This window comes from Marinobacter sp. (assembly GCF_033722195.1).
Classification (GTDB): domain Bacteria; phylum Pseudomonadota; class Gammaproteobacteria; order Pseudomonadales; family Oleiphilaceae; genus Marinobacter.
This window is the reverse complement of sequence record NZ_JAWVZL010000165.1, coordinates 1-3710: the sequence shown is the minus strand read 5'-3', so window position 1 is coordinate 3710 and position 3710 is coordinate 1. Positions and strand designations below refer to the sequence as shown.

Genomic DNA, 3710 nt, shown 5'->3' with positions numbered 1-3710 from the left:
TTCACGATGTCAGGGTCGATACTGCCGCTCAAAGCCTGCAGGTCATTGACGAAGACATTCAGAGCCATGTCTTCTGCGCCCGCCTCGGTATCATTATGGACGATGCGGGCACAGCCGGTGACCGGGTCACAGAACAGCGGGTAGGACGGCTCCATGATCGCACTCTCACTCAAGGCGCCGATGCTGCCTTCAATGGTGGCGTCCAGCGCCAGGGCCGGGTCGATAGTGATCAGTCCGGCCAGCAGCCGGAGGCGGCCGATATCCGCTTCCAGGTCGGCCGGCACCAGGTCTCCGGTTGCAGGATCGACACTCCCCGTTGAGACGGCCACGGCCTGGCGCTCGACCTGAATACCGAATTCGGCGTCGTTGCCACTGCCACGGGCACAGCGGGCGGACACCAGCGCGCCTTGGCCCCCACCCAGATCCATCGCCAGGGGAATGCTGAGCTCAGCAATGCTGAACTCAGCCAGACCCAGAACATCGATCGCCGGCTGCAGTCGCGCCCGGGCGGTGATGATAAGGCTGATGTCCGGTGCGTAGAAGCGTGTCAGCCAGTGACCGGAGGCATCCTTGCGAGCAGGGCCGATCGCCTTGGTGGGGGCACGGTTGACGAAAAGTTCCAGACGCAGACTGGTCGGATCAAGGTCGGAACCGAGCGGCAGGCCCAGGCCGGTGAGATCACCGATCACCAGGGGAGAGCCATTCAGCAACTGCTGCTGACGGGCGGTATGCAGCATCAGGCCCATCACCAGGTCGTAGGCACGGACGCGGGTGCCGCGGGGAATGCTTGTGCCCTCCGCCGCGGCGATCAAGTCACCGACGACAACGTCGTCAATACCGGCCGCACCGGCCAGGTCGCCGGCCAGGCGGCCTACCGGCGACAGCGCACCGCCGACGGTGACCAGGGCCTGGGCCAACTGGTCGCCATTGACCGCCAGCAGCTGTTCCACCGAGTCCACGGCCAGCGTATCCATCAGCTCACCGATCTGGAACAGAGTGTTTTCCAGGCTCTCCAGGTCAGTCGGATCCAGACTGTAGCCAGGCTGGTTGGTCAGCTCCGCGAGGATTTCCCCCACCAGGCCGCCACCGATGACCGTGGTGGAGCCGGCCGCGCTAACGGTGGCGATGACTTCCTTGCGGGCGGCCGCGCGAGCCTCGAGAGTGAGACTGCCCAGCATGGTCTCGGGCAGCAGTCGGGAGATGGGCTCATTGCGGCTGTAGCTCACCAGGGCGGCATTGGTCCGGGCCAGATCCGAGGTGTGATGGAATGCCAGCTCTCCGGCATTGCCCGGCGACTCGGCCAGCATGCCGGCGGAGATCGACAGCGCCTCGGCCGTGCCGCCGTAGCCTTGCAACTGGGCGGCCAATAGCGCCCGCTGGGCCATGGCGTCGTGGGAGATGCCTTGGCCACCGCAGGCCTGGGATGTATCGGCGGCGGCCGCGGCGGCGGCGTTGACCTGGCTCTGCATCTGGGCTTGCACGGTAAAGAGCCGGGCGCCATCAAGGGCCAGCACCGACATCAGCACGATGGCGGTGATGACCAGGGGGGTGATGGCGATCAGGGCACCCCGTTGCCAGCAGAGCGGTTTAGCGGTTGCCACGACTGTCCTCGGATATCCGGTCTGGAATGGGCCGGCGGAAGGTTTCCGCGATTCGCTGCTGGCTGTCCACGTGCATCTGGACCGACAGCTCACTTTCCGCCGGGCCGCCGGCGCTGGCCTGTCGCTCCAGCAGCCGCCGGGCCTGCGGTTCCGAGGGCTGTGTCACCACCGAGTCGGACAGACCCTGTGGCGGCCGATCCTGGGCCATTGCCGTCACCGGCAGCAGGAGCAGACATCCCATCAGGAGGCGTTTCATCGTTGACTCCGTATTTCGTCGGCTAGTTTCTTGGCGTGGGCGTATTCGCTGGTGGCGAAGTCATACTGATCCCGCATAAGTTTCAGGCCCGACCGATCGCCGGTGATCAGGTAGGCCGCGGCGAGATTCTGCCGCACCCCACCCTGGCCATCCGCCAGCTCGAAAGCGGTGCGCAGCTCGAAGACGGCTTTATCATCCCGGCCACTGAGCAGCAGGCCATAGCCGTAATCATTGCGGATATCCGCCGACGAGGGCTCGAGCTGCCTGGCCTTTTCCAGTTGCGCCAGGCCCTGGTCAAGCTGGCCCAGCTTGAGGTAGACCAGGCCAAGGCCGTGATAGCCGCCCGCAGCCTGGCACCGCTCCGCGAGGGCCTGGAAAACCTCCCGGGCTTCGCCAAGCTGACCGGTGGCCGCCAGTAACTGCCCCTTGCGCAGCCAATGGTGGCGGGTTTCAAGACCCTCGCTTTCCAGTCGCGCCAGGCCGGCGTAGGGCTGTGAGCGTGCCATCAGCGAATCCACCGCGTCCAGCTGGAGCTGATGTTCGGGCTGGATGGTCTGGGTGCAGCTTACCTGCAGGGCCTGGTCCGGACCCTGGGCCTGCTGCAGCACGGCACAGCCGCTGATCGCCAGCACCAGCGGCGGGAGCAGAAGCCCGCGCAGGGAAAAGCCCGCCGCTTTGTTGTTTTTCGTTGTTGCCACTGCTTGCATTCAGGTGTTCCTCGTTGACGCCGTGTCTACCGGCTTACGCTCTCTGCAATCGACATGACCGCCGGCCCGCCGATCAGCATGAACAGGCCGGGAAGCATGAAAACCATCATGACGATGGTCATTTTGGCGCCGATGCGGTTGGTGTCCTCTTTCAGCCGGCTACGCTCGGTCTGCTGGGCTTCCTTGATGATCTGATCCAGGCTGGTGGAAACCCCGGCCCCGAGGGTGCCGCTTTGCTTCATCAGACTGACGTAGTTGCGCAGCACCTTGATGCGCCGGTTGCGCCCCAGCTCATCCAGGGCCACGGAGCGATCGGCGCCGCTTTCCATCACCCGGTTGAAGCGGTCCAGGCGGCTGATCAGTCTTGGCATGACCGGTCGCGCCTGGGCTGCCACCAAGCGCAGGGCGCGCTCGATGGACAGGCCCGCTTCCATCAGCATCCGGGTCATATGACATAGCTCGATGGCCTCCAGGTTCTGCTGCTTTTCCGCGTTCTCGCCCATGGTACGGATGATCCGGCGGGGCAGCAGGAAGCCGGCGGCGGCAATGACGGAACCGCCCATGACGCCGAACAGGGCATATCCTCCGAGGATGACCACGGCGGGAATCAACCAGCACATCAGGATGTAGGTGAACTGGCTCTGCTGGCGGTTTCGGCCCGTGGTCTCCAGGGCCGCCTCCATGTCCTCGTAGTCGCTCCGCACCGCCGAGAGACTGACAAACCACTCGGCCAGATTCGCCAGCCAGGAATCAATGCCCTCATCTTTGTCGATGCCGTCGCGGTTTCGCAGCCGGCTGTGGATGCGGGCTTTCAGCGCCCACCTTGGCGCCAGGTAAATGGCCATCCAGAGTGAGGCCATTGCGGTGATAGTGGCGAGTAGAAGCAGAGTGTTAACCACGGCCCACCCCCTGGATCATCCGCCAGATCACCACCATACCGAGCACCTGAAGAACGCCGGCCGCAATCAGCAGGTTGTGGCCGGTGCTGGTATTCAGCAGCAGGTCGGCGTAGTCATCGTTCATCAGCACCATGTAGGCGGCAAGCCCGGGCGGCAGCAACGCAAAGGTGGCCGCGGTGAAGCGGGTCTCGGCGGTGGCGGCAAGAAACTCCTGGCGCAGTTCCTGCTGCGAGCGCAGGGAGCTGGC

5 protein-coding genes are annotated in these 3710 nt (G+C 64.7%); all 5 read right to left on the bottom strand.

Annotation, left to right across the window (positions count from 1 at the left end; genetic code table 11):
- Positions 1-1601, bottom strand: a 1601-nt coding sequence (locus R3280_RS16270; RefSeq protein WP_318999657.1) for a hypothetical protein, incomplete at its 3' end; no start/stop codon positions are given.
- Positions 1588-1857, bottom strand: a complete 270-nt coding sequence (locus R3280_RS16265) for a hypothetical protein (protein WP_318999656.1) — start codon at positions 1855-1857, stop codon at positions 1588-1590. The genes R3280_RS16265 and R3280_RS16270, both read right to left, overlap by 14 nt.
- Positions 1854-2564 (bottom strand): tetratricopeptide repeat protein, encoded by a 711-nt coding sequence (locus R3280_RS16260; protein WP_318999655.1) that lies wholly within the window; start codon positions 2562-2564, stop codon positions 1854-1856. Before R3280_RS16260 ends, R3280_RS16265 begins: the two co-directional genes overlap by 4 nt.
- A 26-nt stretch (positions 2565-2590) precedes the next feature.
- The gene (locus tag R3280_RS16255; RefSeq protein WP_318999654.1) at positions 2591-3463 is read right to left on the bottom strand and encodes a type II secretion system F family protein; all 873 of its coding nucleotides are present in this window, start codon (positions 3461-3463) and stop codon (positions 2591-2593) included.
- On the bottom strand, positions 3456-3710 hold a 255-nt coding region (locus R3280_RS16250), incomplete at its 5' end, for a type II secretion system F family protein (RefSeq protein ID WP_413468798.1). The genes R3280_RS16250 and R3280_RS16255, both read right to left, overlap by 8 nt.